General features: G+C 35.0%; 2 protein-coding genes. One reads left to right on the top strand and one right to left on the bottom strand.

Going from position 1 to position 3,817, the window contains the following annotated elements; all coding sequences use genetic code 11:
• Positions 1-296, bottom strand: a 296-nt coding sequence (locus ACR2MV_RS07865; protein ID WP_434021361.1) for an SDR family NAD(P)-dependent oxidoreductase, incomplete at its 3' end; no start/stop codon positions are given.
• Positions 297-496: 200 nt separating this feature from the next.
• Between ACR2MV_RS07865 and ACR2MV_RS07870 the strand changes: the two genes are divergently transcribed.
• On the top strand, positions 497-3,532 hold the full coding sequence (locus tag ACR2MV_RS07870; protein ID WP_434021362.1) for a hypothetical protein: 3,036 nt from the start codon (positions 497-499) through the stop codon (positions 3,530-3,532).
• The last annotated feature ends 285 nt before the right edge of the window (positions 3,533-3,817 follow it).

Below are 3,817 nucleotides of genomic sequence, written 5' to 3' on the forward strand. Positions count from 1 at the left end.
AGGTCCATTTCTTCTATGGCTCCATGACGTTCAATCCCTGCATTATTAATGATTATATCAATGGCTCCGCAGTCATCTTGAATGATGTTCAAACAATCCACAACGGATTGATCATTATCGACATCCATTTGATGGAGCGAAACATGAAGTGATTCTACTTCAACAGTTTCTTTCAAAGCAATTGCTCCTTCTGTATTTCTCATTGTTGCATAGACTCTGTATCCTGCCCTGGCAAAAGCCAAGGTTGTATCAAGTCCAATTCCTCTATTAGCTCCTGTGATGACAACTGTTTTCATGTAGTAAAATTTTTTAATGATTTAAATAACGTATTCAATTTAAAAAATTGAAAATAAAGTTTTCGGTGAACACATCCCAGTGAACTAGGACCAACGGTTGTTATAATTGTCCCAAGCACCTTTTTTCTTTATCAAACAATTATTTCGTATTTTAGAGAATACTTTTTTGAATTGACTAATCAGAAAAATGCACACCTGACATGAAGCAAAGACCTTTAAAAATTTTAAAAACAATAGGGATATCCCTCATGGGTCTTATATTAGTGATTGCTTTGATAATCGGAGCAGTCTTTCAATTTGTATTAACACCAGAAAAAATCACGCCAAAAGTAGTTGAGGCAGTAAACAAAAACCTAAAGGCGGAGCTTTCCATTGAAGCCATCGAGCTTACTTTTTTTAAGACCTTCCCCAATTTTAAACTTGAGTTAAAAAAGGGGTATATTTTAACTCAAAACGACAGTTTGAGCGCTAACATCGCATCTGCAAATGATACTTTAATTAGTTTTAAATACGGCGTGGTGAGCGTCAATCCCATTGCCTTTCTGGCGAATAATATAAACGTAACAAAATTCTCCTTTCACAACCCCAATATCTACGCATTCGTGTCTGAAAAAGGTGAGGTGAATTGGGATATTCTGAAAGAAAGTAAAGAGAAAGACAGCGTTGTTGAATCAGATTCAAATAAGGAAAAGTTTAATGCCAATATCAACCTCGAAGAAATATCAGTTCATAATGGAAATTTAATTTTCGACGATCGTTACAGTGAAAATTTCTTAAGCCTTCAGGGTTTTGACATGGATCTTTCGGCTGAATACAATGAAAAAGATATTGCTTTAAATCTACAGACCCAAAGCGACAATTTGATTTTCAGAAAAAAGGGAAACACCTACACAGATGAATTGAGCTTAGAGCTTGATACCGACTTTCATGTAAATCGAAAAACAAAAGTGATTGATTTAAAAAATGCAAAAGTTGGCATCAACGATATTGAATTTATTTCCGAAGGTTCTTTAACTCCTGATCGAGAACAAAAACAAATTGATGTTGATTTGCGTTTGGAATTAGAAGTCCCTACCCTGAATACTCTTATTGATCTGGTGCCGGAAACTGTCTTTGACAAAACTGATAACTACACCGCATCCGGAGATGTTTTAATTATTGCAGACATCGATGGTATCTATTCAAAAGGCAGTATTCCCGCTATCAATGCCAATTTTAAAATCAATAACGGTACCGTTTCATATAAAAACTTACCCAATAAAATAGATCTTCTGGAAGCAGACATTCAAGCTTATATTTCTCCTCAAATCAATACAGGGTCGCATTTTGATATTAAAAATATTTCGGTCAAGGGCGTTGGAACAGAGATCAATATTTCTGGAAAAGGTAAAAATTTATTTGACTATGCTGACCTCGATATCAAAGCCGATGGAAAAGTTGATCTGGCAGCATTGAGACAAAGTCTTCCCTTTAAAAAGAATATCAACTTAGAGGGAAACGGGTCTCTTAATATTAGTTCACAATTCAATGTTGTTGATATTCGAAACGAAGACTATGGAAAAATTCAGGCACTGGGTACTTTGAACATGAATCAAGTTGTATTTCAAAGTGAAACCGATAGCCTCAAATTTATTCTGGACAAGGCGGATATCCATATTGAGCAGGACCAGAACAGTACCCTACTCACAAAACAGGCATCTAAAGTTGTAGGTGGAAAGATTCTCATTCAAAATCTGATTTTTGAAGATGGCAAGGAATCTAAAGGAAATCTTGACCAATTAGACATTAAATTTGCAACAACTCCTTTAAAAGACAGCTCTCAGATAGCTGTAATGAAAGCCACTATTTTAATCGACAATGGCAATCTGACTTTAGGAGACTCGCTTATTGCTAAAATGAAATTTGTCAATGCAAATGTGAGTATTGATCCCAGTGAATCGAATAAAAAAATACCAACTGTCACTTCTAAATTCCAAATTGATTCAACCGGTATAAAATCTAAAGGTCGATTTATTGCGATTACCAAAGGAGCCTATGATTTAACCTCTACCAAAACCGGAAGTAACTGGCCTATTGAAGGTCAAATATCGTTTGATAAATTATACGCTTTTACACCCAGTTTTCCGCTCCTAATAAAAATGCCCGAGACAAAAATCACATTCGTTCCCGGCGTCATCAGCCTGGATCATACGAAATTAGAAATTGGAAATTCAGATATTGAGGCAACAGGTAAAGTATATAATATAGGTGATGCCTTTTTTGATGACAAAATGTTTAAAGGAGAATTACAGATCAATTCAAAACTGGTCGACTTTAACGAATTTATTCAAGCTATTAATGAAGGAGAAAGAAGCATTGAAGTAGAAGCTGAAGAGGTTATCGCCGAAGATGAAGGCTCACAGGGACCAGAAGCAGTGGAACAACCCAGGTCATTTGTAGTGCCGGAAAAGTTGGATCTTAGCCTCAGAAGCAGCTTCAAACAATTAAAGTATAAGAGATTTATTATTGATGATGTTCAAGGTATCATCACTTTAAAAGATCAAAAAATCGATTTGGCCAATTTGCAAATGACCACAATGGCAGCCAAAATGACCACGTCTGCTGCTTACACATCGAAAAAACCTGGAGTCGCTTCTCTAGATTTTGATTTTAAAATATTTGATATTGATCTATCAAAACTGACGGAGCTTTTACCGGTGCTGGATACCTTACTTCCTATGGTGGATTCTTTTGAAGGAAAAGTCGATGCCAGAATGAAAGGAAATACTAAAATTGATAAAAACCTCGAAATGAACGCATCCTCTGTGGATGCCATTGCCAGAGTTTCAGGCACAAATCTTGTTGTTTTGAACGGTAAGACGTTTGAAAAAATGGCAAAGATGTTATTTTTCAAAAACAAAGAGAAAAACACCATTGATACTTTAGAATTCGCCATGATTTTTAAAGACAAACAGATAGAAATTTTTCCCTCAATCGTGACTGTTGACAGGTACAAGGTCGCCATAGGAGGGCAACATAATTTGGACCTGACTTATGACTATCATGTTTCTATATTAAAATCACCCATGCCATTTAAAGCAGGAATAGATTTAAAAGGTACTGAAGAAGACATGGACTTTAAAGTTACAAAGGCAAAATACAAGCATTTATTTTCCACCAAAAAACGATCGAGAAAAAAAGCGGACAGCACCGTAATAATCAGAAAAAACAGGGTGATTAAAGAACTGCCTTTTTAGAGAAATTGGTTTTATTTACATAATCCAAATTATTAAACAACCTAAAAAGAGTTCTTTGACCACTGAAGATGTTAATCGATATTATATTTTGGGAAATGACATAAATTCATTAATTTCAAAGACTTTCTATTGACCGGTTTAGACGTTCAATGGCGAATCATTAATTAAGAATAATTCTTACAAATAACCAGACTTAAATTATGCAATACATGAAAAATTATTTACTGACTCTTCTGATTTTATTCGGGACAATAGGTATATCTGTTGCTCAGGATAAAATAATAC

This window comes from Lutimonas sp., assembly GCF_051011215.1.
Classification (GTDB): Bacteria; Bacteroidota; Bacteroidia; order Flavobacteriales; family Flavobacteriaceae; genus Lutimonas.

Coding starts and splice junctions, on each gene's coding strand:
- ACR2MV_RS07870 (WP_434021362.1), top strand. CDS start 497: ATGAAGCAAAGACCTTTAAAAATTTTAAAAACAATAGGGATATCCCTC.